At 48.4% G+C, this 23685-nt stretch carries 21 protein-coding genes and 1 tRNA gene; 11 read left to right on the forward strand and 11 right to left on the reverse strand.

The annotated features are described in order from the left end of the window. The first annotated feature begins 67 nt into the window (after window positions 1-67). The 4 genes from S7335_RS25850 to S7335_RS08460 all read left to right on the forward strand — a co-directional run bounded on the left by S7335_RS25850 (window position 68) and on the right by S7335_RS08460 (window position 5180). Window positions 68-1630: a class I SAM-dependent methyltransferase gene (locus S7335_RS25850; protein WP_006454570.1), complete on the forward strand. Its 1563-nt coding sequence runs from the start codon at window positions 68-70 to the stop codon at window positions 1628-1630. Next, window positions 1627-3003, forward strand: a complete 1377-nt coding sequence (locus S7335_RS08450; RefSeq protein ID WP_006457485.1) for a glycosyltransferase family 1 protein — start codon at window positions 1627-1629, stop codon at window positions 3001-3003. The genes S7335_RS25850 and S7335_RS08450 overlap by 4 nt, the downstream gene beginning before the upstream one ends. Window positions 3004-3068: 65 nt before the next feature. Next, entirely contained in the window at window positions 3069-3998 is a 930-nt protein-coding gene (locus S7335_RS08455; RefSeq protein WP_006457445.1) for a glycosyltransferase family 2 protein, read from the forward strand. 3 nt (window positions 3999-4001) lie between these two features. Further along, entirely contained in the window at window positions 4002-5180 is a 1179-nt protein-coding gene (locus S7335_RS08460) for a glycosyltransferase family 1 protein (RefSeq protein ID WP_006455811.1), read from the forward strand. Here the strand turns inward: S7335_RS08460 and S7335_RS08465 are convergent. Next, entirely contained in the window at window positions 5164-7161 is a 1998-nt protein-coding gene (locus tag S7335_RS08465) for a glycosyltransferase (protein WP_006456149.1), read from the reverse strand. The two genes, S7335_RS08460 and S7335_RS08465, sit on opposite strands and share 17 nt — an antisense overlap. 76 nt (window positions 7162-7237) lie before the next feature. Continuing rightward, the gene (locus S7335_RS08470) at window positions 7238-7471 is read right to left on the reverse strand and encodes a hypothetical protein (protein ID WP_006456596.1); all 234 of its coding nucleotides are present in this window, start codon (window positions 7469-7471) and stop codon (window positions 7238-7240) included. 435 nt (window positions 7472-7906) lie between these two features. On the opposite strand from S7335_RS08470, the gene S7335_RS08475 reads away from it, so the two are divergent. Together S7335_RS08475 and S7335_RS08480 are read left to right on the forward strand one after the other, a co-directional pair. Then, window positions 7907-8299, forward strand: coding sequence for a hypothetical protein (locus S7335_RS08475; RefSeq protein ID WP_006455144.1), 393 nt, complete (start codon window positions 7907-7909; stop codon window positions 8297-8299). An 84-nt stretch (window positions 8300-8383) separates the two neighbouring features. Beyond that, window positions 8384-8728, forward strand: coding sequence for a histidine triad nucleotide-binding protein (locus tag S7335_RS08480; protein ID WP_006455256.1), 345 nt, complete (start codon window positions 8384-8386; stop codon window positions 8726-8728). 120 nt (window positions 8729-8848) lie between these two features. On the opposite strand, the gene rnhA is transcribed toward S7335_RS08480, so the two are convergent. The 5 genes from rnhA to S7335_RS08505 all read right to left on the reverse strand — a co-directional run bounded on the left by rnhA (window position 8849) and on the right by S7335_RS08505 (window position 13772). Then, window positions 8849-9787, reverse strand: coding sequence for a ribonuclease HI (rnhA, locus tag S7335_RS08485; RefSeq protein ID WP_006455987.1), 939 nt, complete (start codon window positions 9785-9787; stop codon window positions 8849-8851). A gap of 15 nt (window positions 9788-9802) precedes the next feature. Continuing rightward, window positions 9803-10549 carry a succinate dehydrogenase/fumarate reductase iron-sulfur subunit gene (locus S7335_RS08490; protein WP_006456473.1) on the reverse strand — a complete coding sequence of 249 codons (747 nt, stop codon included), beginning with the start codon at window positions 10547-10549 and terminating at the stop codon, window positions 9803-9805. Window positions 10550-10606: 57 nt separating this feature from the next. Then, entirely contained in the window at window positions 10607-12520 is a 1914-nt protein-coding gene (locus tag S7335_RS08495) for a fumarate reductase/succinate dehydrogenase flavoprotein subunit (protein WP_006456602.1), read from the reverse strand. Further along, a complete protein-coding gene (locus tag S7335_RS08500; protein ID WP_006456678.1) occupies window positions 12520-13209 on the reverse strand; it encodes a succinate dehydrogenase cytochrome b subunit in 690 nt (229 codons plus the stop codon). The genes S7335_RS08495 and S7335_RS08500 overlap by 1 nt, the downstream gene beginning before the upstream one ends. 143 nt (window positions 13210-13352) lie before the next feature. Further along, a complete protein-coding gene (locus S7335_RS08505) occupies window positions 13353-13772 on the reverse strand; it encodes a peptidylprolyl isomerase (RefSeq protein WP_006454819.1) in 420 nt (139 codons plus the stop codon). Between the two features lie 239 nt (window positions 13773-14011). On the opposite strand from S7335_RS08505, the gene rsfS reads away from it, so the two are divergent. From rsfS to S7335_RS08525, 4 genes are all read left to right on the forward strand, one after another. Next, a complete protein-coding gene (gene rsfS / locus S7335_RS08510) occupies window positions 14012-14497 on the forward strand; it encodes a ribosome silencing factor (protein ID WP_006453637.1) in 486 nt (161 codons plus the stop codon). A gap of 235 nt (window positions 14498-14732) precedes the next feature. After that, window positions 14733-15248 (forward strand): CGLD27 family protein, encoded by a 516-nt coding sequence (locus S7335_RS08515; protein ID WP_006453766.1) that lies wholly within the window; start codon window positions 14733-14735, stop codon window positions 15246-15248. Between the two features lie 148 nt (window positions 15249-15396). Beyond that, the gene (locus tag S7335_RS08520; protein ID WP_006455584.1) at window positions 15397-16350 is read left to right on the forward strand and encodes an asparaginase; all 954 of its coding nucleotides are present in this window, start codon (window positions 15397-15399) and stop codon (window positions 16348-16350) included. A 122-nt stretch (window positions 16351-16472) separates the two neighbouring features. After that, a tRNA-Met gene (locus S7335_RS08525) sits at window positions 16473-16549 on the forward strand. 172 nt (window positions 16550-16721) lie between these two features. Here the strand turns inward: S7335_RS08525 and S7335_RS08530 are convergent. Beyond that, entirely contained in the window at window positions 16722-17462 is a 741-nt protein-coding gene (locus S7335_RS08530; RefSeq protein WP_006454200.1) for a DUF554 domain-containing protein, read from the reverse strand. 65 nt (window positions 17463-17527) lie between these two features. Here S7335_RS08530 and S7335_RS08535 point away from each other — a divergent pair, with 65 nt between their 5' ends. After that, the gene (locus S7335_RS08535; protein WP_006455175.1) at window positions 17528-18487 is read left to right on the forward strand and encodes a DUF362 domain-containing protein; all 960 of its coding nucleotides are present in this window, start codon (window positions 17528-17530) and stop codon (window positions 18485-18487) included. Between the two features lie 108 nt (window positions 18488-18595). Here S7335_RS08535 and S7335_RS08540 read toward each other — a convergent pair whose 3' ends face one another. The 3 genes from S7335_RS08540 to S7335_RS29445 all read right to left on the reverse strand — a co-directional run bounded on the left by S7335_RS08540 (window position 18596) and on the right by S7335_RS29445 (window position 23608). After that, entirely contained in the window at window positions 18596-19228 is a 633-nt protein-coding gene (locus tag S7335_RS08540; protein ID WP_006456191.1) for a hypothetical protein, read from the reverse strand. A gap of 451 nt (window positions 19229-19679) precedes the next feature. After that, on the reverse strand, window positions 19680-22160 hold the full coding sequence (locus S7335_RS08545) for an ATP-dependent Clp protease ATP-binding subunit (RefSeq protein WP_006454749.1): 2481 nt from the start codon (window positions 22158-22160) through the stop codon (window positions 19680-19682). Window positions 22161-22529: 369 nt separating this feature from the next. Further along, a protein-coding gene (locus tag S7335_RS29445; RefSeq protein ID WP_369791677.1) for an IS630 family transposase occupies window positions 22530-23608 on the reverse strand; the annotation gives its coding sequence in 2 pieces (ribosomal slippage) (window positions 22530-23137 and window positions 23137-23608; 1080 coding nt in all). Window positions 23609-23685 lie beyond the last annotated feature (77 nt).

A 23685-nucleotide genomic window follows, 5' to 3' on the forward strand; every position in this document is an offset into this window, starting at 1 on the left:
CTCGTCTGAAAAGCTCGATAAAGCCCTATTATTTGAAGTCAACCGTAGGAAAAATCACTCAATACCGATGCTCAACTGTTGGTGCGGCAATACTGATTTATCTGTGTTTAGTGATGACTACGCAAAGTGCTCTGCCTGTGAAACATTAGTCTCGCGTTTGGACCCACCGATGGCACAAGAAACGGTGAGTGATGATGAGACAGACTTTTATGGTAAGCAGTACTGGCTAGGTCACCAGCAGCAAGAGTTGGGCTATCCCGATATCTACGCGCGCGCGCGCAGCGACCTAAAAGAACGAAATATTCACTGGCTAAAGGCGCTGTTGAAGTATAGTTTGCCACCGGATAAAATTCTGGAGCTGGGCTGTGGTCATGGCAGTTTTGTGGCTCTGATGAGTCAGGCCGGATATGACGTGGCTGGGGTAGAAATGAGCCCTTGGGTGGTAGAATTCGGTCGGAAAACGTTTGAGGTGCCCATTTTAGTGGGGCCGGTGGAAGATTTAGAGATTGCGCCTCAGAGCTTGGATGTGATTGTACTCATGGATGTTCTAGAACATCTCAGTAATCCGCTTGCTACTATAGAGCGCTGCTTGCCCCTACTCAAGCCTAGTGGATTCTTGCTTATACAAACTCCCGAATTTCAATCGACGATGCGCTACGAAGCCTTAGTCGCCCAAGGCGATCCGTTCTTGAGCCTATTAGAGCCCAGAGAGCACCTGTATCTTTTTAGTCGTCAGTCTGTGACACAGCTTTTGCATCAGTTGGATGTCAAACATCTCTATTTTGAGCCTGCTATTTTTAGTCATTACGATATGTTTTTGGTAGCTGCTAAAACGCCACTGGTGATACATAGCGTTGAGACTGGATCTGCTGCCCTACAAAAGACTGTCGGAGGTCGCATGGCGCTGTCCATGATAGATTTGCGAGACATTCAGCTCGAATGCCAGCGTAAGCTCGAGATTGCTGATGCGGATAGGACCGCACGTTTGAAGCAAGTTCATATTTTAACTGACCAGCTAGAGCAGCAACGGCTAGCGCAACAAGAGCTAGCGCAACGGCTAGAGCAGCAGCAGCTAGAGCAGCAAAAGCTACAACAGCAAAGGCTAGAGCAGCAGCGGCTAGAGCAGAAGGTAGAGCAGCGGCTAGAGCAACAACAGCTACAGCAGCAACGGCTGGAGCAGAAGGTAGAGCAACGGCTAGAGCAGCAACGGCTAGAGCAGCAGCAGAAGTTACAGCAGCAAAAGTTACAGCAGCAGCAGCTACAGCAGCAATGGTTAGAGCAGCAAAAGTTACAGCAGCAAAAGCTACAGCAGCAATGGCTAGAGCAGCAGAAGCTGCAGCAGCAGAAGCTGCAGCAGCAGAAGCTAGAGCAGCAGAGGCAACAGCAGCAGAAGCTAGAGCAGCAAAGGCAACAGCAGCAAAAGCTACAGCAGCAATGGCTAGACCAAAGGTTAGACCAAAGGCTAGAGCAGCAAAGACTAGAACAACAAAAGCTAGAGCAAAGCTTAGCGCAACAAAGGTTGGTGCAACAGAGGTTAGACCAAAGGCTAGAGCAGCAAAGACTAGAGCAACAAAAGACTTTTTTTAACAGGGTAAAGAAGGTAGTGAAGCGGCTAGTAGGAAAATCATGATAGGTGCCTCGCGTAGGATAAGAGTTGCAGTTGATCTAACGCCGCTGAGAGGAGGTGGAGAGAACGGTGGCGCGAAAACATTGGTAATAACGCTGCTCCAAGAATTTGCTCGCTATCGTACGGATGATTTTGAGTATCTGCTAATTGCTGAGCCTTGGAATTATGAGGAGCTGAAGAACTATCAGTCCGATAATATTGTTTGCCAACTTAAAAGTGAGATTTATGGGGGGGGGACACAATCTTCCTCGAAAGGGGCTTTGCCATCGTCAACGCTCCGAGGAAAGACAAAGCCAGGTGCTGCGTTGTCCACGGCAAAGCTCAAGGGCCGAGTTGTCCGCTTCGCAAAAAGAGTGATAGCTAAGCTGGCTTACTTTATAGATAAGGTGGCTAGTAAGGTGCTGAACACCCAAAACCCAGTGAGCAATCTGTTCGATAGGCTAGTACGCACGACCAGCGCACGAACTAGATCTGGAATATTGCAGGGAAAGCACCGTGTAGATCTTTTGTTCTGTCCGTTTTCTGCGCCTACGCTAGCTGAACATGGGCTGCCTTTAGTCGCGATTGGCTACGACTTTCAGCATTTTGATTTGCCCTTCTTTTTTGACGACATCGAACGTGCCCACCGCACCCGGTTTCTCAATGCACTGAACTATCAATCTCAAAAAATAATCTGCATTTCTGACTTCACGCGTCAGTCGTTCATCAAGCATCTCAATACACCCCTTGATAAGTTGACCGCTATTCCTATTTGCATCCATGAGCGGTTAGAGAAGAAATCGGATGCCTATGTAGAATCAGTTTTAGCCTCACAGGGCCTGCAGCGCGATTGCTATCTGTTCTTCCCAGCTAACTTCTGGCCACACAAAAATCATTCACTACTGCTTGCGGCCTACTCAATCTATCAGCAAAAATTTACAGATCAGGCGCTAGATTTGGTCTTTACTGGGGCCTTGCAGTCATCACAAGAAACATTGGAATCGCTAGTCCATAAGATGGGCCTCTCGGGCCGCATTCATTTTCTGGGGTTCTTAAACCAAGACGAACTGATTGCAATTTGGCAGGGGACAAAAGGGTTGATTTTCCCGTCTCTATACGAAGGATTCGGCATTCCAGTACTAGAAGCTTTTTGGTTTGACAAGCCGGTAGCCTGTAGTAACATCGGTAGCCTACCGGAAGTAGGTGGCGATGCGGTAATCTACTTTAATCCTCGCAAACCTGAGGCGGTGGCTAAGGCAATGGGCCAGTTAGCGCATGATCAGGATGCCTGTTCTCGGCTACAGGTTTTGGCGAAAGACCGGCTTCAGCACTTTAAGAAGCAGCGGATGACATCTGAGTATTTGTCTGTTTTCGAAGCCGTAATTGCTAAGAAATAATGGCTGGTAGAATAATCAGCCTTGAGCTGCCACGTTGCGTACTTCTAACTTATGATGCCTAACTTATGAGTCTTACGTTTAGTGTAATTACGCCTTCATACAATCAAGGCCAGTTTATTGAGCGAACTATCCAAAGTGTTTTGGCGCAAGAAGCAGTGACGATAGATTATATGGTGTGTGATGGTGGCAGTACCGATAGCACAGTAGATATTCTGAAGCAATATCAGGACAAACTACGATGGGTAAGTGAGGCCGATGATGGACAGGCCGACGCCGTTAACAAAGGCATAGCAGCAACTAACGGTGAAATCATCGCCTGGATTAATTCCGATGATATCTACTACGCGAATGCATTCCAAAAAGTAAGCCAGTTGTTTGCTACCTATCCTGATATTCAGGTGGTTTACGGCAATGCGAATAATATTGATTTGGCAGACAGTGTGATCGAGCCATACCCTACTGAAAAATGGAACTACAAGCGACTAAAAGAGACCTGTTTTATTTCTCAGCCTGCGACTTTTTTTAGACGCCGTTTAGTAGAAAGGTTAGGGAACCTTAACGCCAGCCTACAATTTTGTATGGATTATGAGCTGTGGTTGCGATATGGTCAGCATACCAACTTCTACTATCTTTCCGACATGCTAGCGGGCTCACGTATTTATGGAGATACCAAAACGCTAGGACAGCGAGCGGCCGTTCATTACGAAATCAACGAGATGCTCAAAGAGAAATTTTCAATCTCACCAGAGAAATGGGTACTTGCCTACGCATCGATCGTTGCAGCAGAGCAGGTTGAGTCCGTGCGTAAAGATTCTCCTCTACCGATACTCCAATCTAAGCAAGTCAATACTTTCTTGGCAGAATCGTTTCGCGGCTATCTACGCTGGCGTAGCTTGCGTGTCTCGTGGCCTACACTACTAGTGATTTTACGGATGATAGCGTTAGCTGCCTATCGCTACGTTAATACGCATCTACTTAAGAAAGCAAAATTTTGAGCAATGAAAATTGGATTTGACATTAGCCAAACCGGTGGAAAAAAAACAGGCTGTGGCTACTATGCGGATGCGCTAGTTCGTCAGCTGCTAGCTCAGTATACACAGGATGCTTTTTTATTATACCCGGCCTTCGGCGATACCTATTGGGATCCCACCCATGTAGCCAGTGCTGAAAGGATAAGTCTCCATAATACCGATTATCCATTTCTTATAGATAGCAAAGACGCTTCTTTTAACTACTGGCGTAGTCCGAAAGGCGTGGATGAACAGGTGATTGGTACTCCTGATGTTGTCCATTCCAACAACTTTTCGAGCCCACATCTGCGTTACGCTAGGCTCGTTTGCACTGTTTACGACCTCAGCTTTGTGGACGTGCCAGAATGCACAACAGAGGAAAATCGCTATTTGTGCTTCAATGGCACCTTTCTGGCATCAGTGATGGCAGATATGGTGATTGCGATTTCCCACTATACAAAGAAGCGTTTTTTAGAGAACTTTCCTCATGTTCCTGCGGAGAGAGTGGTGGTGAGCCATCTAGGTAATCGGCTGCCTGTGAGCGGGCCAGAAGAGGCTCCTTCAACCATGCTAGAAGATCGTCCTTTTCTATTAGCGGTCGGTACCCTAGAGCCTCGAAAGAATTTGCGCCGTTTGTTGCTCGCTTACAAAGAATATCTCGCAACAAGTGAGAACCCGAAAGACTTAGCCCTGGTAGGACCTCAAGGATGGCTTGAGTCTGATCTCGATCAGTACATTAGTAAGCTAGGGCTAACTCATCAGGTTCACATTCTGGGCTATGCTAGCGATGCAGCACTCAGATGGCTGTATAAGCACTGCTGGGCATTTGTCTATCCTTCTCTTTATGAAGGCTTTGGGCTACCTGTGTTAGAAGCAATGGCTGCTGGCGCGGCGACGATTACGTCTAATACGACCAGCCTGCCGGAAGTTGGTGGCGATGCGGTGGTTTATATTGAGCCGTTAGATAAGACAAGTATTACCTCAGCACTGCTCTTGATGGATAATGACTATTATCGACGATCGCTGCAAGTACAGTGCGTGCAGCAGGCAAAAAAATTTGACTGGGCAACAACCGCTTCTGTTGTTCATGAGGCGTACGAAGAGGCCATGAGACTACCGCGTCGTCGAACTTCTACTAGCTTGGTGAATACTAGCTCGGTAAGATAGCATCTACTAGCTGCTGTGTGCTTTCTGCCCAAGTAAGATAAGGCATGTTTTTGGAACTAGGCGCTTTCCCTGCGTCATAAAGGCTCAGCCATGTTTTGATGGCTTCAGCAAGCGGCTCGGGCTGATTGCCTTCAAAGTAAAATGCATAGTCGCCAGCGACTTCTTTATAGACTGGTAGGCTACGCGCGATAATCGGTAGATGGTGCTGAGCTGCTTCGATGAGCGGCAGGCCGAACCCTTCTCCTTCTGACGGCGAAAGCAGCGCAGTGCTAGCCAAGTAGATTTGGCTTAAGTATTCATCACTGATGCCCTGCAGCCAAAATAGCTGTTTATCTTTCTCAGGATGATGGTTTAGCTGCGCGATTAACGGCTTGACCTGCCAACCCTCTCTACCAACAATCACTAAATTGATCTTTAATCCGGATTGCCAAAGTAAGTTGAACGCTTCTAGGGCCTGGCTATGACCTTTTCGGGGTTCGAGGGTAGACACGATCAATAGGCTAGGGGCGGACTGTAGGGTTTGTAGTATGAATTCAGCATCTTGAGGGAGTCCCTTGGAGGGGAGGCTTTGACTAATGTCTGCACCCAAATGAAATGAAATTATTCTAAGGGCGTCAACTCGCTGGGGTGGCGTGTGGAGCAGCCAGTCTTTGATGTCATGAGCAGTTGCCTCTGAAATACATACTAGGCCGGTCGATATTTCAGCGATAATCTTTAACCAACGGTGAAAGGTGGTACTAAATTCTCTAGCCCACCATTCGGGATGGCGTACCAGCAAAATATCGTAAATGACGAAGTAGATCTCTGCGCCTAAGTCTCTAAAGTGCTGTAGCGTTTCTTGCGTATTTGGTGCTAGGTGGGCGCTGTGGTCAAGACCTAAAAAAATATCATTACAGTTGACATCAACGACAGGATCTGACGTCGTTTCATTCATTTGTATAGAGGTTTGCTTAGAACCCAACTTAGGTAGCATTTGCGAAATGAATTCTCTTGCTTGGCGATATTGCCACCCGTCCCAATAAACCGGTATGACACGGTAGTCATTCGGCGGAGCCTGTAAGAGATGGACTAAGATGCTGCGAACGACCCTTTGAATGCCCGATTTTTCGTCGAGTAGTACTAGCTGGGAAATATCTACAAGCAGCTGTTTTTCATATATACCCAAGTTTGTTGAGATGCAGGTTGCTAATATTCTGAGGTCACTTTCTTTTTGATTCTGTAGCGCTGTCTCATCTGATAGTTTTGCTATGAAGTGGGCGTATAGCTGTTCGCTAGTGGCATAGGTATTAGCTTCGGTTGATACCCTTTCAAAGGCGGCTATAGCTTGCCTTGCGGCCTGATCCCAGGTGGATAAAGAGTATTCGTTTGGATAACAATAATCATCTATGTTTTTGGATGGCGTCTGTAGTTTGATCTGTGAATGAAACTGTGGCCCCTCTGCTGTTGAAAGATTGATGACGCTTGTCGGTGCAATGTCCAGCAGCTCGATGGCTTCGCGGCGCAAGCTTTCAGAGACGGTCAGCAGCAGTTGACTTCTTCTTAGGGATTCAACTTTGCGGCGGTAATAGCGCCTAATGGCTTCGTTAGGTGAATAAACTTCAGGCTGGGTAAGGGGGCGCAGATCGTAAAGGGTGATAGACGTTGGCGTACGTGCATTGACTAGACTATTGGCCGAACTGCTGATAGAGACAACAACATCGTCTTCCCAACCTTCAAATAGATTGGAAATGTGAACAATGTCAGGCTGAAGGGTAGAAATAAAAAGTTCTCTTACTTGCTCGCTTACTCTAGTGAGGGCGTTTTTCTTAGGATTGTTTTCACGGGTGTCTGGAGGAATTGAGAAAACAACAATATGCTCTCTTGGTACTAGAGGGTTAAACCACTGCCGGATAGCAGGCACTGACCGAGGAAATCTGTCGTTTAGTAGAATCCAAACTTCATGACTAGCGGCGTTGCGGGCGATCGCAAGTGCTAAAGACATGGAATAACGACCAATGTCTAGAGATTTGCTCTTAGACTGGCAGGACTGTAAGTCGATGAGTATGCGCATGGGCAGCCTAGTGCTTTTCCATAGCTTGCTGAATATCGTGAAACACTTTCGACGCGCGGGGTGATAGCTCAGTTTTTGTCCGCTTCAAGCTAGGAAGCTGCCCCGTGTGTACCAACTGTCTGAGCTGGTATCTTAAAACGGGCGATCGCTCTAAAAATCGCATTGCCAAACCTTTTAGCCAGCTTTGCTTCATAGCAAAAAACGCACAGTGGATAAAACCCTTTTTGATTGAGTTGGCCATAGCTGGATGGGACGGCTTGTGATATCTATAGTATGCTCGCAGGGGTCCGGGCTTCGCTATGCTACCTTATTCACTACCGCTTAAGCTATGGCAATTGAAGCCTTGAGCACTAGCGTTCTTGGGTGCCTTCATTATGCCGCTAGAAGAGTCCGTTTCCTCGCTAATGGCTCGAGTAGGAGAACTAGAAACATCGGGTGCTTTTCAGATATCTCGCTTGTCTATCTGGCTATAGTTAGGTGGTGTTTCTCTACTATCGATTACGGTGCTACAGCTAGATCTTAGAGCGGTTCTACAGAGCATTGATTATTTTATCGGCGACTTCTTAGTAGCAATCAGTAGTTTTGACAGAATTCAGGTAACTAATCGGTGAATTCCGCATTACATTCCGTGTTCTTGCGGGGGTAGTCTATACTTACTTATCAATTCCTCATTCTTATGCGCTTCCAATCGTTTGTTGGCCGTTTGACTTTGAGTGTTTTTAGCACCGGATTAGTTGGACTATTTGCTGATGTAGAGACGGTACATGCAGAACCGATACTCGTGGAGGCAGTTTCTCTATCACCGGCAGAGTCTAGTCACTTTGAAGCGCAGCGCTTGGAGATCGGTCTAAGTGCGATCGCCCAAGATATCAATACGGTTGTCGAAGTCCGTCGGCAGCAGGCAGAAGATGCCGCCAAAGAGGGCACGCTCGATTTTGCTGACTTGCCGCTGATTGGTCCTTTACTAGAAAACGGCGGCAAACTGAGCGCTGGTAGCAACTCGCCAATGTCCTTTAGTGTGGGTAGCGTGCTGGGTTCCTATGGCGTAGTGATGAATGCTGATTTCTAAAGATATCTGAAGCGAAGCGGCAGGTATTATAAGCTAGGGCTGCTATTTTAAAGAACCCTTTAGCTGTAATAGAAAGCTAGTCCTATGCCAGAAGATACTCTCTTCAGTAAGATTATTCGCAAAGAGATTCCGGCTGATATCGTCTACGAAGACGATCAGTGTTTGGCATTCCGAGATATTGCACCCCAGGCGCCAACGCACATTCTAGTTATCCCCAAAAAGCCAATTCCTAAGCTATCAGAAGCCCAAGAAGAAGATAAATCGTTGTTAGGACATTTGTTGCTTGTAGTGAGCGATATTGCTAGAGAGCAGAAGCTAGAGAATGGCTATCGGGTGGTGATCAATACAGGTGAAGAAGGTGGACAGACCGTGTTTCACCTACATTTACATCTATTGGGCGGACGAGCTTTAGGCTGGCCACCAGGCTAGCTGAGCGCAAACCGGTGTTGCTATTGACGGCTGATAATTATCTACTGGTGACTATTCCGCGATTATCCCCTAGTGACCAAACCGGCAGTGATCAAACCGACTGCCTGGTGCGTTTAATCACTATTCGTCAATGCGCTCTAGCTGCCAAAGAATTTGGTTTCCTTCACGGCGAATCCGAGAGACGCTCCAGTTTCGCCAAGCCCAATAGTCGCCTCGGCTAGTAACAGCGCTAGCATTGACATCCATCAAATCAGCAAGCTCAGCGCTGGTAATAAGATAGCCTTGTTTCGCTAGCTCATCGGTGACTTGAAGCGTTTCTAATGTATTCCTGATTCTGTTGACTCTAGACGTTTCTGAAAGATCTTCAGCAACTTGCTTTTTGGAGGAGGCTGTAACTGCCATAGCACCTAGTTCTTCCTGATTGTTCTCGTCAAATGTTAGCGTTGGTGCGCCATATGGATCTTTCTCAGTGAGAAAAATCTGAGTGGAGGTATCAGATGTCACACTTTCACCATCCGTTACACCGACCGACTGACTAGCTGATGGAGATTTTGATGAGGTGGCTACGCTTTTGACCTGTTTTAGTGAAATGGGCTGAGAGTGGGCGTAGGCTCTGGCTATCTCATCACAGCGTTCGTTGCCTAGATTACCTGTATGGCCTCGTACGTAACGCCAGTCGATGTTGATTTGTTCGGTGGTTAAAGTTTGACTGAGCTGATCGAGCTGCTGCCAAAGATCTTTGTTGAGAACAGGCTTGCCTGAGGAGGTTTTCCAGCCTTTGCGCTTCCAGCCTTTAATCCATTTGGTAATGCCGTTTTTGAGATATTCGCTATCAGTGTGCAGGGTGACGGCGCCACTATCGATACTGTTAGATGAGAGGAATTCTAGGGCCGCGATCGCCGCCTGCATTTCCATCCGATTGTTCGTAGTCTTGGCATCTCGCCCACCCAGCTCGTGCCTTTGACCGTCAGCGAATTCTATCAGTGTTCCCCAGCCGCCTGGTCCAGGGTTTCCTGAGCAGGCACCGTCGGTATAGATCTCTTTGACTTCGTTAGGCATAGAAAAGTCCTTTCGTTAACCAAACGGTAGCTTAGCGCGAATGTATTCTCGGCGCATTTGGGCGATCGCATCAATCGAAATTCCTTGCGGACATACCGACTGACACTCACCATGATTCGAGCAGTCCCCAAAGCCCTCTGCCGTCATCTGCTTTGTCATCTTGACGACTCGCTGCTTTCGCTCTGGTTTCCCTTGAGCGAGTAACGCTAGATGAGAAATTTTTGCGGCTGTAAATAGAGATGCCGACGCATTTGGACAGGCTGCCACACAGGCGCCACAGCCGATACAGGTAGCATAGTCAAAGGCTTTGTCAGCGTTGGGTTTGTCAACTAGCACCGCGTTGGCATCGGGCGCAGCGCCGGTCTTGATAGAGACGTATCCTCCGGCCATCATAATTCGATCAAAAGCCGATCGGTCGACGACTAAATCTTTGATCACTGGAAAGGCGGTCGCTCTCCAAGGTTCTAGTGTTACCGTTTCACCCTCGTCAAAGTGGCGCATGTATAGCTGGCAAGCTGCTGTTCGCTTTTGAGGCCCATGCGCTCGACCGTTGATCATCATACCGCAGGTACCACAGATTCCTTCTCTACAGTCATGGTCAAACTCGATGGGGACTTCTCCTTGCGTTATCAACTGCTCGTTGAGCATATCGAGCATTTCTAAAAAAGACAGATCCGGCTCAACCGCTTCTACGCTGTAATTGACAAAGCCGCCGACCGCCAGCGGGTCGCTTTGGCGCCATACTTTTAAGTTGATTTTCATCGTCTTTAGATTGATTGTTTGCTCAATTTTGTTTGGGTTATTTTCAATTAGATGTTTTCACTTGTAGGAGCGCTGAATCAGCCTTACATTCTCAAAGCTTAGATCTTCGCTCACAAGGGTATGGGCCTGCCTATCGCCTTCGTATTGCCAGGCAGCGACGGTTGAATACTGCTGGTCTTGTCTTTGAGCCTCTCCTTGAGCAGTTTGATACTCAACTCGAAAATGACTGCCACAAGATTCTTCTCTTGCAAGCGCATCGTGGGCCATCAGCTCACCGAGTTCTATAAAGTCTGCTACTCGCCCGGCAAATTCAAGATTTTTGTTTAAAGTATCAGCATTGCCTGGAACTCGAAGGTTTTGCCAGAATTCGTCCTTAAGCGATCGCACTTTCTCAATTGTCTCTTTCAACCCCTCCCGGCTTCGGCTCATCCCTACCCCGTTCCATAAGAGCTGACCTAGCTCCTGGTGAAACGCCAGTACCGTCTTATCGCCCTTAATACTCAATAGCTTCAGCGTCCTAGCATAAGCCGACGCTTCTGCCTCTGCAAAGGCATCGTGAGAAGTTTCAACCGGATCGATAGAATTAGTCGCAATGTAGTCGCTGAGCGTGTACGGAATGATGAAGTAGCCATCGGCCAGTCCCTGCATCAGGGCACTTGCTCCTAGACGATTCGCACCGTGATCTGAGAAGTTCGCCTCACCGATAGCAAACAAGCCTGGAACTGTCGTCATCAGGTGATAATCCACCCACAGTCCGCCCATGGTGTAATGCACAGCTGGGTAGATTCGCATGGGTACGTCATAGGGATCTTCACCGGTGATCCGCTGATACATCTCAAATAGGTTGCCATAGCGAGCGGCGATCGCTTCTTTCCCCTCACGAGCGATCGCATCGCGAAAGTCTAGATACACAGCCAAACCGGTTGCGCCGACGCCGCGGCCTTCATCGATTACTTGTTTGGCATTGCGAGAGGCCACATCTCTAGGCACTAGGTTGCCAAAGGTGGGATAGCGCGTTTCTAGGTAGTAGTCGCGTTCATCCTCTGGAATAGCTTTCGCCGCTCGCTGATCGTTTGCCTGCTTCGGCACCCATATCCGACCATCGTTGCGTAAGCTTTCGCTCATTAGTGTCAGTTTGGATTGAAACTCACTGGCTACTGGAATGCAGGTTGGGTGAATCTGAGTAAAGCAGGGGTTGGCAAACAGAGCGCCTCTTTTGTGCGATCGCCAGGCCGCTGTCACATTAGAATTTTTGCCATTTGTGGATAGGTAATACACATTGCTATAGCCGCCTGTAGCGAGTATCACTGCATCACCGACATAGCGCTCAAACTCACCTGTGAGCAGATTGCGAACTACAATTCCTCTGGCTTGACCTTCGATCACCACTAGATCCAACAGCTCTCGCCGAGGAAATAGTGAAATTTGTCCGGCTGCTACCTGCCGCATCATTGCGCTGTAGGCGCCAAGTAACAGCTGCTGCCCAGTTTGTCCGCGAGCATAAAATGTTCTAGATACCTGTGCCCCTCCAAAAGAACGATTAGCTAGTAGGCCACTGTATTCCCTTGCAAATGGCACCCCCTGGGCCGCACACTGATCGATAATCTGGTTGCTAATTTGCGCCAGCCGATAAACGTTCGCCTCTCGTGACCGATAGTCTCCGCCCTTGATCGTGTCGTAGAATAGCCGCCAGACGCTATCACCATCATTCGGATAGTTCTTGGCGGCGTTAATTCCTCCTTGGGCAGCAATGCTATGAGCACGGCGGGGCGAATCTTGAATGCAAAAGCTTTTAATCTGATAGCCCTGTTCTGCTAGGGTTGCCGCCGCTGATGCACCCGCTAGTCCGGTCCCGACAACTAGGATGGTATGTCTAGCTTTGTTCGACGGATTAACTAGCCGAGAATGGTCTTTGAAACGGTTCCATTTTTCTGCTAGAGGACCTGACGGGATTCGTGCGTCAAGAAGCATTACAGCCACCTAAAGTAGATGGCGAGCGGCAAGCCGATAAATCCTAGCGCGATCGCACTTCCTAATAGGCCACTCGCCACAACCACCCACGTTCTGGTTGCTACACCAATTGATTGCAGTGCGCTCCAACAGCCGTGACGTAAGTGCAATCCCAAAAGACTCAAGATTACGACATAGCTGGCTGTATAAATCGGCTGGTGGAACGTTTCAAACACCAGCCGAGCCAAATCGCGATCGGTTGAACCTGGTAGCTTGTATACCGGCCCGAACTTGAATGTCGCCAAGTGCCAGACCAGAAAGACAGCCAGCAACAGCCCAGAATAAATCATCGTTCGAGAAGCTATCGTCTGACGGCTAGGCTCTCCCGCGCTGTGATATTCAGCGTAGTGCACCTGCCTAGCTCGTCGCCTACCAAGGTAGATACTGATGCCAATCGCAGCATGTACACTGACTAACGCTAGCAGCCCGAACTCAGCTAGATAAATCAGCGGCCCCAAACTCTCGATGGAGTGAGCGAGCCGATTGTAAGCTGATGAGCCAAAAAATAAGGTCAGGTTGCCAAGCAGATGTCCGATCACGAAGGCGACTAAGCCCAATCCTGTGATGCCAGTTAGAATCTTTTTCCCAACCGGTGAGTGATAAAAGCTATCTGCGCTAGACTGAGCGCTCTGGGTTGGTGTAAGAATCATGGATTGATGGTAGATAGCTGATATCGAAATTGATATTAAACATCAGTTCGGGCTAATCATTTTAAACTGAATCCGCCTGGAGATGTAGCATGTACACCTCTCCAGGCGGATAAGAAGGATTGAGCTATTTTTTTCTACGTAGATTACTCTTCGATAGTGACCGACTTGATTTTGTCGCCTTTTTTGATCGCGTTGACTACATCCATATCTTCGGTCTTGCCAAAGACGGTATGGATGCCATCTAGGTGGCCCTGCGCTTCATGGCAAATGAAGAACTGACTGCCGCCGGTATTCTTGCCAGCATGAGCCATAGAAAGACTACCAGCCTCATGCTTGTTAGGGTTGATCTCACAGTCAATTTTGTAGCCAGGACCGCCTGTACCAGTCCCGTTGGGGCATCCCCCTTGGATCATGAAATTTGGAATCACCCGGTGAAAATTAAGTCCGTCATAGAAGCCATCTTTAGAAAGCTTCACAAAATTAGCAACGGTGTTGGGAGCATCCTGCTCGAACAGCTCAAGGTTAATAGTCCCTTTGTCTGTTTCCATGATTGCGCGAGTCATACGGTCTTTCTCTGTAGCGGGTCTATAGTCTTGAATATTTTATAGTGCATTGCCTTTGTAAAAAGGGCTACTTTCGGGTGGAATACCGCCCAATACCCAGACCTGCCTTGAACTATGCAGTTAGGCATTTGTAACTAATGCTAAGGCACCTGACATAGATAGATAGGGTGTTTAGTAGAATAGAAGCGTAGACAGATCGTAAGGAAGGATAAGACCTTTTGAGTGATTCCCCAAAAGTTATGGCCGATAAGATAGTCAGTGACGCTCCTGAGTTAGCAGCCTCAGTCGATGCCACACCCGAGACTGAAGTTTTGCCCAGTGTAGATAGCGAATTTAAGACGCCGGTTGATGAAGATGCGAAAGCGTTGGCACTGATGATCGCAGAAGCAGCAGATGATCGCAAAGCGGGCAATATCACGATTCTACAAACGGGTGACATTTCTTATTTGGCTGATTACTTCGTGATTGTTACAGGTTTTTCTAATGTGCAGGTGCGGGCGATCGCAAACACGATAGAAGGGGTCATCGAAGATAACTTTGGCAGACAGCCGCTTCGCACTGAAGGCATGAGCGAAGGTCGCTGGGTTCTTAAAGACTACGGTGATGTCATTGTTCATATCTTTATGCCAAGCGACCGCGAATATTACGATCTAGAGGCATTTTGGGGTCATGCCGAACGAATTGAGTTTCAGCCGACTTCAGCGCTTGATCGTGAGACAGCCTAAAGCAGATAGTCTTAGCTAGGTTGGTGGAGATTTGGTGAGTAGTTAGATTCGGCAGGTTTGGTTGTTTGACTTAGTGCTGCTTGACTTAGTAAGTAGGCTCTACGAGTGAGCCCTATTGGTTAATTTGTGTCAGTCAGTCTTCGCTAGGTCCTTGCTAGTTTTGAAAGTAGCTGAATCTTACCGTCATCAAAAAAGTAAAATAAGACACTTTCAAAGGAGCTTTTGTGTAAAACCGATGAACGGCGATATTAAAAAGAGTTCCATCAGTGCTCGGTGTCCGGTTCCTGTTGATCAAATTCCGATCAAGGAGTACGAAAGCATGAGCCAATCCTGGTTTTATCGTTGGGGAGCGCGATCGCTACAAGGATATCTAGTGCCTATTATCAGCCTTTGGCTACTGAGCTGGTTAGTCGTTGGCCCGATGGCGGCTGTGAGCTTTGTACCTGCTAAGCTGCCGCTTCAATTTATGATTAGCGCTTCTCTAGGGGCGCTGATTTTGCCTGTGCTGGCTCTAGTCCAGCTATACATTGGCTGGAATCATGTATGCGATCGCCTCTCTGGGCAGTCCGTTTTCTACGAAGAATCTGGTTGGTATGACGGTCAAGTATGGGAAAAACCAGAAGAGATATTTAACCGCGATCGCCTGATTGCTGACTACCAGGTCAAGCCGATTTTGCTGCGTTTGCAGAAAACCTTTGCTGCGTTGTGCGGCATCCTTGCCTTTAGTTTCGTCACCTGGCAGTTTATTTGACTGGGTGATTGGATTGGGTGATTGACCCGGCTGATTGGACTGGATCACTTGACCGCGATTACTTGACTGTGATGACCTGAATGCGACGACTCGTCATCCTCCTTTCCCCGACCGTCTACCTAACGTCTACATACGGAAACAAGATCCTATGAATAGGACGAATCGCCATTCTTCCTCACTATTAACAGTCCAGCTCCTAAGAGAAGGAATTGTCGAATCTACGCACAAGGTTCATGCAGTCGCTTGTGATGCTAAGGGCCGCGTCCTGGCGAGCGCCGGCGATCCAGAGCTAGGTACGTTCATTCGCTCTTCGCTCAAGCCATTTCAGGCCATGTCTGTGACGGGTACAGGCACCCTAGATCACTTCAACTTGACTGACAAAGATCTAGCGATTATCTGTAGCTCGCACCACGGCAGCATCGAGCAGACTCGCCAGGTCTTTAATATTCTGTGGCGCTGTGATGCTGATCCAACAGCTCTGCAGTGTCCTGTTCCTTCTGATAAGACAACCCCTTTAGCCCATAACTGTTCGGGTAAGCATGCTGGCATGCTAGCAGTATGCAAGCAGAAAGGTTGGTCTTTGGATGGGTATATGCAGCGATCGCATCCTGTCCAAAAGCTAGTAGCCTCTCGCATTGCTGAACTTCTAGGCATGCCGGCTGACGAGTTTATCTGCGCTCATGACAGCTGCGGGGTTCCTACTTATTTGATGCAGCTCAGCCAGATGGCTACCCTCTTTGCCAAGCTTACCTCTGGCGATAGTTTAGAGATGGAGCGCATCGTCCGCGCTATGACTAGCTACCCAGAGATGATCGCCGGCCCAGAAGGCTTCGATACGCAGCTGATGCAGCTCACAGAAGGCGAGCTAGTTAGTAAAGCGGGCGCAGAAGGCGTTCAGTGCATTGGCCGCGTTGGGGAAGGCATGGGCATTGCCGTCAAAGCCGTAGATGGCTCTAAACGAGCGAAGTACGCTACTGCTGTTTACCTACTAAAGCAGTTTGGCTGGATTACACCCGACGTTTCTGAAACGCTCTCCGACAAATTTATGATGCCAGGTAAGTACACCCGCATCGAAGTTGTCGGCGAAATGTCCATGATTTAGACAGTTCCAGCCGCTTTCTAAAATGCTTCCTAGATCACTACTTGAAATACTTTTTGAGAAAGTGCCACAATTTTTGGAAGTAACCAGCTATACTTGTTAAGCGCTCAAGGGAGCGTTCCCATCGCGGGGTAGAGCAGTCTGGTAGCTCGTCGGGCTCATAACCCGAAGGTCCATGGTTCAAATCCATGCCCCGCCACCAATTAGGTGTAAAAGCTCGGTGCTTATCAGGTGCCGAGCTTTTAGTTTTTATTGACAATCTTGCCCTTAATCTGCTGCTTCAAGACTACACTACGCGGAACGGTACTCAAGCCTACGGTCCAAAGTTTGGTACTGACTCACATCGCTATATTCAGCGGCAACCACGAAAAAAGCTACATAAGGCGAACGAGTATCCAGCTAATTAGCGGTCCTACTGCTAGCGCTGGTAGAAAAGAAGCCACATGAATTTTTCTAAACTCCAGTAGGTTAAGCCCTAGCCCTAAGAGCATAATGCCGCCGATGCCAGTGAGTAAGAAGATACTAGGCGCTGTAGTCGGATCAGGAATCAGCTGTCCTAGTGCGCTGGCAAGCAGAGAAAGGCTTCCCTGGTAAATAATGATTGGTAGTATCGAGAAGCCAACGCCGATGCCGTAAGTTCCTGTAAGGGCAATAGAGACAAGACCATCCATAGTGCTTTTGACCACTAGAATTGTGCTGTCTCCTAGCAGACCGTTATTTAGACTACCTAGAATGGTCATCGGCCCAATGCAAAACAATAGGCTAGAGGCAACAAAGCCTTCGGTAAAGCGGCTACCTCCTTTGAATCGAGTTTTCAGCCAGTCTCCTAATCCTGTGAGCCGATTCTCTATTTGCCACCATTCGCCCAATAGTCCGCCGATAGCTAGTGATATCAGCGCCAGAATGACGCCTGCGATGCTGCTGACCTCGGCCTTAGACAGATCTTGAGCCATAGAGATACCAATAAAGATAGTGGTCAGACCCATTGCTTGAGTGATGACGACTCTCATCTTTGGTGATAGCTGGTTGCGTACTAGCAGACCGCTACCGGTGCCTAGAAGGACTAGCGCTACGTTGATCCAGGTGCCACTTGTCTTGGCCCAAAAGGTTAGCATTAAGAGATATATGTGAGAATTACTGCAATTGATTCAATGCGATCGCCCAGAAAAAAGGAAGCCTTATGCCATCAGTGAGTCTTATTCGCGCCAAGGGTTACGAAGTCGAAGCCTTATCTGAGCGGCTAGAGGCGTTGCTTGCCCCGATGGGCGGCATGGCACGCTACGTGAAGCCAGGCGATCGCGTTTTGCTCAAGCCCAATATGCTCACAGGCTCACGTCCTACCAAAGAATGCACAACCCGCCCTGAAATAGTGTACTGCGTAGCCAAGATGGTGCAGGCAGTCGGCGGCAACCCCTTCATCGGCGATAGCCCAGCGTTTGGCAGCGCTCGCGGCGTGGCCGAAGCCAACGGTCTGCTGGAATGGGCCAACAAAATCGACCTGCCCATCGTAGAGATGCACGGCAAGCGCTACGCTATCGAAAACCAGGACTTCGACAACTTCTTGCTCTCCAAAGAGGCGATGGAAGCCGATGTGGTGATCAACTTACCTAAAGTTAAATCTCATGTCCAGCTCACCGTAACGCTAGGGGTGAAAAATTTATTTGGTTGCGTCCCCGGTAAAATGAAAGCCTGGTGGCATATGGAAGCTGGGAAAGACCGCCAGCGATTTGGTACGATGCTGGTCGAAACAGCTCGAGCCATCTCACCGCAACTAACTATCATCGACGGCATCGTCGGACATGAAGGTAATGGGCCAAGCGGGGGCGAACCTAGAGAACTAGGCGTCTTGGGTGCTTCTGATGATGTGTTTGCGTTGGACCGGGCTATGGTTGATGTCTTAGGGGTCGATCCAAGCCAGCTACCTACTATCGTAGAATCGACCCGGTTGGGCTTGTGTCCACGGCTCTCAGAAATAGACTTCCTTGCTAATCAACCCAGTGAGCTAAGCATTGATGATTGGAAGCTTCCAGACAAGATGATGCCAATCGACTTTGGTGCGCCTAGAGTCTTACGCTCTACTTTCAAGCATCTCTATATCCGATTTATCAGAGAACCATTCTCGGCATACGCTACTCGATAGGCAGCGAAGCGACCGGGAAAAATAAAGGCCGCAGGAAGAGCTTTCTCCCTGCGGCTAATCTAATCAAACCTGATGCTGAACTAGATGTTGAGCTAGTCTGGCGCTAAGTTAGCTTTTGAGTCTAGGATTGACCTCTTTTGCCATGCCTTTAAAGGGTGAGAGGCTAGGACCGGGACGACGACGTCTAGCGCGGCTTGGGGTCATTAGATAGTCGGTAGAGAAGTTTGTAACCGCTTCTAGAATGTTGCCGTCATTATCCGTTTGTTTCTTAGGCATGGTCGATGCGATCGCATTGACAATCAAATCTTCCGCTGATGGCGCTGACTGAACAGTTGCTTTGGCAGTCTCAGCCGTATCTTTGGCTGCGGCTTTACCTTGATCCGCTGTCTTGTTCGCTGTCTGCTTCACCTTAGCTACAGCCTTCTTACCTTGGTCTGTCGCCTTATCGGCTACTTCAGCCGTTTCTTTAGCGACGGTATTAGCTGTAGACTTCGCCTGATCTACCGCTTCGTCTGCTGTATCAGAAACTGTATCAGACACTAGCTCCTGCGCTTTTTCTGCAACTTCTACAGTGGCATCTTTTGCTGTCTCCAAAGCAGATTTAGCCGTCTTGGTTGCTGCGGCCGCAGACTGCTTGAGACCTTTTGCCGTTTCTTCAGCCGCGTCGTCGAGCTCTAAAAAATACTTTTCTTTCCCAACTCCTAGAGTTTTACCAATCGTCTCAAATATCCCACCAATCATGGCAACTCCACCAGTTACGTCTTACAAATTCCTAAGCCAAGCCACAAAACAAATGCTCGCTCCAAGGCTTTCTTTGATTATCGATTTCGATTGTTGAGTAACGCAAGACAGCGTTACGTCTATTTACAAAACTTCTTAGAAGATCTCAGAATTGATTCTGATATTCTTCAATATCATTCGACTTCTTTGATCCGATAGCGCCGCTGTAGGTACTTCCAAAGCTACATCTATAGACTACTATGGCGTTCGCTACCTAGCGCTACACACGCGCAATAGCTGGAACGGTTGGTGCATATAGACCTAAGTGTTTAGCAATCGTCAAATGCACCGGGCGATCGCTATGAAGATAATCTGCTTGAAGACAAAAAAAGGATGCCTAAAAATATCTTCTAGGCATCCCCTTTAGCTATTAGCGAAGCTAGCTACCAAACAATTGGCTCAAACAATTCGCTTAGTCAGCTGCAGAAATCAGCTCGCGAGTCTCTGTTTTAGAAGAATTGACTACGATCTTACCGTCTTCTCCGACATCAACCACAGCAGTATCACCATCTTGAATGCGTCCAGACAAAATCTCTTCTGCCAAACTATCTTCTAGTAATCTCATAATGGCTCGACGCAGCGGCCTAGCTCCGTAGCTGGGGTTGTAGCCCTCCTCTACCAGCCTGTCTTTGAACTTGTCGGTCACCTCTAAAGTGATGCCCTGTTCTTCTAGACGACTGAAGACCTCTTTGAGCAAGATAACCGAGATCTCTTTGACCTCGTCTTTAGTCAGCTGACGGAAGACAATGATCTCATCTAGACGGTTCAAGAATTCAGGACGGAAGTACTGCTTTAGTTCCTCGTTGACTAGAGAGCGAATCCGATTGTACTGAGATTCGGCCTGGTCAGCTTCCAGCTCAAAACCGAGACCACCCCCCCCTTTCTCGATTACTTTAGAACCGATATTACTGGTCAAGATCAGTAACGTATTCTTGAAGTCTACTGTGCGACCTTTAGCATCAGTCAGTCGACCGTCTTCTAAGATCTGCAGCAGCATGTTGAAGACATCTGGGTGCGCTTTCTCGATCTCATCAAAGAGCACAACAGTATAAGGACGACGACGAACGGCTTCGGTAAGCTGACCCCCTTCGTTATAGCCGACATAGCCCGGCGGCGAACCAATTAGCTTAGAAACGGTGTGACGTTCCATAAACTCAGACATATCAAGACGAATCATTGCCTCTTCTGCACCGAAGAAGTAAGTCGCCAGTGATTTTGCTAATTCAGTTTTACCCACTCCAGTCGGCCCGGAGAAGACAAAGCTCGCAATCGGACGGTTTGGACTCTTTAGACCGACGCGGGCCCGGCGAATAGCCCTAGAGATAGCTCTAACCGCTTCGTCTTGACCAATCAAGCGCTGGTGTAGAACATCCTCCATATGCAGCAGCTTTTCAGATTCGCTTTCGGTTAGCTTATTGACTGGAACGCCAGTCCAGGAAGCCACAATATGAGCGATATCCTCTTCAGTGACTTTTGGAGAGTCTGCTTTGGCATCTTCGGCGTCTTCAGCCTTTTTGGTTTGGGCAATAGTGCGAATTTCGGTTTTAATTTCCATTTCGCGATCGCGCAATTCGCCAGCTTTATCAAAGTCTTGAGAACGAACCGCGTTGTCCTTGTCCTTAAGCACCTGACGTAGCTCTTTGTCTAGTTCTTTCGCTGCTGGTGGCAGTTGCGAATTTAATAGGCGAACGCGAGAGCCCGCCTCGTCGATCAAGTCGATGGCCTTATCTGGCAAATAACGATCAGAAATGTAGCGATCAGATAGCTTAGCAGCAGCGTCTAGCGCATCGTCTAGAATCTTTAGCTTGTGGTGCTGCTCATAGCGATCACGTAATCCATGCAAGATCTCAATGGTCTCATCTACGCTAGGTTCACCGACCATCACTGGCTGGAAGCGACGCTCTAACGCGGCATCTCGCTCAATATGCTTACGGTATTCATCGAGCGTAGTAGCGCCAATACACTGCAGCTCGCCTCTAGCTAGCGCTGGCTTAAGGATGTTGGCCGCATCAATAGCGCCTTCTGCCGCACCGGCACCAATTAGGGTATGAACTTCATCGATCACTAGAATCACATTCGCAGCGGCGCGAATCTCTTCCATAATCTTCTTAAGTCTTTCTTCAAATTCACCTCGATACTTCGTTCCGGCTACGAGCAAACCGATATCGAGCGTAACGACGCGCTTGTCTTCTAGGATGTCTGGAATGTCATTATTGCCAATGCGCTGGGCAAGACCCTCTGCGATCGCAGTTTTTCCTACACCTGGCTCACCAATTAACACAGGATTATTCTTAGTTCTACGTCCCAAAATTTGGATAACGCGTTCAATCTCTTTCTGACGTCCTACAACTGGATCGAGCTTGCCGTCAGCCGCCATCTGAGTCAAATTAGCGCCGAACTCGTCTAGTGTCGGTGTCTTGGTTCTGCCTTGACTGCTAGTGCTACCAGAGACTTCAGCGGTTTCACCTAACATTCGAATGACTTGAGTGCGAACCTTAGAAAGATCAACACCAAGGTTTTCCAAAACGCGAGCAGCAACGCCTTCCCCTTCACGAATAAGGCCAAGCAACAAGTGCTCTGTTCCTATGTAGTTGTGGCCCAGCTGTCTAGCCTCCTCAAGCGATAGCTCGAGAACACGCTTAGCTCTAGGCGTAAACGGAATCTCAACAGCGACAAATCCAGAGCCGCGGCCAATAATCTTTTCAACTTCAATGCGAGCGTCTTTGAGATTAACCCCCATGGATTTAAGAACTTTTGCAGCCACACCGGTACCTTCTCCGATGAGTCCCAAAAGTATTTGCTCAGTACCCACGAAATTGTGACCGAGGCGACGGGCCTCTTCTTGAGCGAGCATGATGACCTTTATGGCCTTTTCTGTAAAGCGTTCAAACATGGCGGTTTTCCATCACCTGCTACGGGCTGGTTATGGAGATTCTAGCACAGCAAAAAATCGTAGAGAGTGGGCGGTGTTCACTACTTCGGTACAAAATTTCTCTCTTTTCGTAAAAGAAAATAGGGGTTTTCAAAACTTAACAATAGAAGTGTCTTTTGTCTGAACATAAAGATGCAAATGCAGCAGAAAATATTTGACATTTCTGCTAGCTGGTTCAATGAAGATTGCTGAGTCTATCTAGCAAGTTCTACGTGTTAATAGGTGCTAATACCTATCTATAGCTTCGGTCACTTAGCTTTGGACATTCTCAATAGGTGAAACCGTTGATGCATGGTGATACAGATACATACAGCGCTAGATATAGCCATCCTAGATGATTTGTGAAAACGAGCCGTACATGTGCATCTTGGGAAAGTCGAAGACTTCCAGCGACAAGAATTGCTCGAACAAGAACTTGACGCCTTTGAATGATGGCTTCAGTCCTGCCAATCGTCGCACACTGTTCTTTGCCTGTAGCCAAACATCTTCAATCGGATTCTGAGTCGGGTCGTTGGGCGCAAACTGAATGCAGTGAATCGGCCACTGCGACGCTGGTAGGCCGTCGTTGGTCCGTGCTAGGAAGTCTCGAATCTCATGAGCTCTATGGTAGCTCGCCCCATCCCATAGCAACAGTAGTCTTTGCTGTGGGAACTGCACTTGTAAGTACCGCAAGTAGGCGATGGTGTTAGCCGTGTTGCCAGCGCCGTAAGCCCCAAACAACACGCGCTTGCTCAGCAAGTCGAGCGCACCGTAGTAAGTTTGCCGGTCGCGTTCGTTCACAATCGGCACCTCGACGCGCTGACCTCTAGTACCCCAAACGTAGCCTTCCAGGTCAGCACTCATCAGGTGACATTCATCCATGAACAGCACTCTGAGCTGCCCACGCCCTATCTCGTCTCGGTAGTGCGCCAAGCAGCGCTCGATGTCGGCTTTTTTGCCGCCACCGCCTCAGCATCGCCCTTCGGGTTGACTTTGCTTGTCTTCTTCCAGGTGATACCCGCTGACTCGAACAGGTCGTAGTAGCTCTGTTTCGAGGCATAGACCACATCGTAGTCTTCTGCCAGATGACTCTCTAGCTCGCCGAGCGTCCAGATACGTTTGCTACCTAGCCAAGCCAGCACCGCTGCTTTCTCAGCACCACTTAGAAAGCTCTTCTTGCCCTTGTGCTGGGGAACAAACCCAGCTAGCCCGGACGCTTCGTACAACTGCTTCCATTCGCTGATAGCGCCGAGCGATACATTCAGAACATCGACGACGCCTTGATAGCCGTGCCCTTCGTACAACAGTTTGACCGCCAGCGCCTTCTTCACCTGACGCGCATCTCGTTCCTTACGGATGAACGCTTTGAGCTCGGCTATCTGCTCAACTTTATCAACAGCCGCAGTCTCTCGAACAAACGCCTTATCCATCGCTGTAACCACGCATTAGAGCATTGCTAACCCTATTCTATTTCTCCTTGTTCGGGTTAGTTCGACCGCTAGTGCAG

Source organism: Synechococcus sp. PCC 7335, from assembly GCF_000155595.1.
GTDB lineage: Bacteria > Cyanobacteriota > Cyanobacteriia > Phormidesmidales > Phormidesmidaceae > Phormidesmis.

What these genes read in the sequence shown, in the direction of transcription:
- S7335_RS25850 (WP_006454570.1), top strand. Translation starts at nt 68, where the DNA reads ATGCTCAACTGTTGGTGCGGCAATACTGATTTATCTGTGTTTAGTGAT.
- S7335_RS08450 (WP_006457485.1), top strand. Translation starts at nt 1,627, where the DNA reads ATGATAGGTGCCTCGCGTAGGATAAGAGTTGCAGTTGATCTAACGCCG.
- S7335_RS08455 (WP_006457445.1), top strand. Translation starts at nt 3,069, where the DNA reads ATGAGTCTTACGTTTAGTGTAATTACGCCTTCATACAATCAAGGCCAG.
- S7335_RS08460 (WP_006455811.1), top strand. Translation starts at nt 4,002, where the DNA reads ATGAAAATTGGATTTGACATTAGCCAAACCGGTGGAAAAAAAACAGGC.
- S7335_RS08465 (WP_006456149.1), bottom strand. Translation starts at nt 7,161, where the DNA reads ATGTCTTTAGCACTTGCGATCGCCCGCAACGCCGCTAGTCATGAAGTT.
- S7335_RS08470 (WP_006456596.1), bottom strand. Translation starts at nt 7,471, where the DNA reads ATGGCCAACTCAATCAAAAAGGGTTTTATCCACTGTGCGTTTTTTGCT.
- S7335_RS08475 (WP_006455144.1), top strand. Translation starts at nt 7,907, where the DNA reads ATGCGCTTCCAATCGTTTGTTGGCCGTTTGACTTTGAGTGTTTTTAGC.
- S7335_RS08480 (WP_006455256.1), top strand. Translation starts at nt 8,384, where the DNA reads ATGCCAGAAGATACTCTCTTCAGTAAGATTATTCGCAAAGAGATTCCG.
- rnhA (WP_006455987.1), bottom strand. Translation starts at nt 9,787, where the DNA reads ATGCCTAACGAAGTCAAAGAGATCTATACCGACGGTGCCTGCTCAGGA.
- S7335_RS08490 (WP_006456473.1), bottom strand. Translation starts at nt 10,549, where the DNA reads ATGAAAATCAACTTAAAAGTATGGCGCCAAAGCGACCCGCTGGCGGTC.
- S7335_RS08495 (WP_006456602.1), bottom strand. Translation starts at nt 12,520, where the DNA reads ATGCTTCTTGACGCACGAATCCCGTCAGGTCCTCTAGCAGAAAAATGG.
- S7335_RS08500 (WP_006456678.1), bottom strand. Translation starts at nt 13,209, where the DNA reads ATGATTCTTACACCAACCCAGAGCGCTCAGTCTAGCGCAGATAGCTTT.
- S7335_RS08505 (WP_006454819.1), bottom strand. Translation starts at nt 13,772, where the DNA reads ATGACTCGCGCAATCATGGAAACAGACAAAGGGACTATTAACCTTGAG.
- rsfS (WP_006453637.1), top strand. Translation starts at nt 14,012, where the DNA reads ATGGCCGATAAGATAGTCAGTGACGCTCCTGAGTTAGCAGCCTCAGTC.
- S7335_RS08515 (WP_006453766.1), top strand. Translation starts at nt 14,733, where the DNA reads ATGAACGGCGATATTAAAAAGAGTTCCATCAGTGCTCGGTGTCCGGTT.
- S7335_RS08520 (WP_006455584.1), top strand. Translation starts at nt 15,397, where the DNA reads ATGAATAGGACGAATCGCCATTCTTCCTCACTATTAACAGTCCAGCTC.
- S7335_RS08530 (WP_006454200.1), bottom strand. Translation starts at nt 17,462, where the DNA reads ATGCTAACCTTTTGGGCCAAGACAAGTGGCACCTGGATCAACGTAGCG.
- S7335_RS08535 (WP_006455175.1), top strand. Translation starts at nt 17,528, where the DNA reads ATGCCATCAGTGAGTCTTATTCGCGCCAAGGGTTACGAAGTCGAAGCC.
- S7335_RS08540 (WP_006456191.1), bottom strand. Translation starts at nt 19,228, where the DNA reads ATGATTGGTGGGATATTTGAGACGATTGGTAAAACTCTAGGAGTTGGG.
- S7335_RS08545 (WP_006454749.1), bottom strand. Translation starts at nt 22,160, where the DNA reads ATGTTTGAACGCTTTACAGAAAAGGCCATAAAGGTCATCATGCTCGCT.